1 protein-coding gene is annotated in these 825 nt (G+C 46.8%); it reads right to left on the bottom strand.

The window, feature by feature from the left end:
- Positions 1-35 precede the first annotated feature (35 nt).
- The coding region (locus NOG12_RS13150) for a nucleotidyl transferase AbiEii/AbiGii toxin family protein (RefSeq protein ID WP_313933505.1) at positions 36-825 on the bottom strand (790 nt) is incomplete at its 5' end.

Below are 825 nucleotides of genomic sequence, written 5' to 3'. Positions count from 1 at the left end.
CAACAAACGAGATCGCTTTATTCCAAATATCGAAATTAACGCCGTTCGTTCAAAAAGCGATTAATTAGGTCTTGATGTTCGGCTAAACGCTCAATAATGTCAGCAAAGCTATCAGGGGTACTGAAGAACATTCCACCGCTTACAGACTGGTCGTAATCTTTTTTGATATCTTCGAGCAGCCGCCCCGTTGGAATTAACACCAACTCACCGGAAAGAATGACTTCAAAGGAAACGCCTCGAGTAGCCCACCTTGCCGACTTCATCGCTACCACGTCCTGTAGTGCTTCCATGTTTTGGTACGAACCTTCATAGAGATTTTGCAGAATACAGCCTACATCATACCAATGTCTGGACAACCGCACCGTATCAAGCGGGTTTTCTTGCGTGCAGACTTGATGAAGTGCGGTGAGCTTTTCCCAAATAATGTAATCCGGGTGGTAAGCTTCCACCGCGGCTTTCGGTAACGTATGGGACTCTGCAACCGCATCTATTTCTGACAGGTAAGTCGTTACCGGTTTAGAAACCGTCGGCCGACCCCGGTTACGACCTCCAAATTCGAGCAGTACATGCTCTAATTGATAAGAATCATCCTGGAATGCCACATGTGGGAAGTGAACGTCGATTTTCTCACCACCAGAGCCTTCTTCAATTTCAGCGCTCAGCCCCTCAATGCCATAATCTGAAAGTCTGCCATTCAACCTTTGAACAAATTCGTTGGTCCAGCCTTCTAAACGCTCTCTCTGCTCACGTCTAAATTTACGTTGCTGACTCGGATTCCGTGTTGTCTGCGTCCAAGCAGCAGCTTCATCATCTGATTCTGCTAAG

Source organism: Pseudidiomarina fusca (assembly GCF_032227045.1).
GTDB lineage: Bacteria > Pseudomonadota > Gammaproteobacteria > Enterobacterales > Alteromonadaceae > Pseudidiomarina > Pseudidiomarina fusca.
This window is presented reverse-complemented; position numbering and strand designations above follow the sequence as displayed.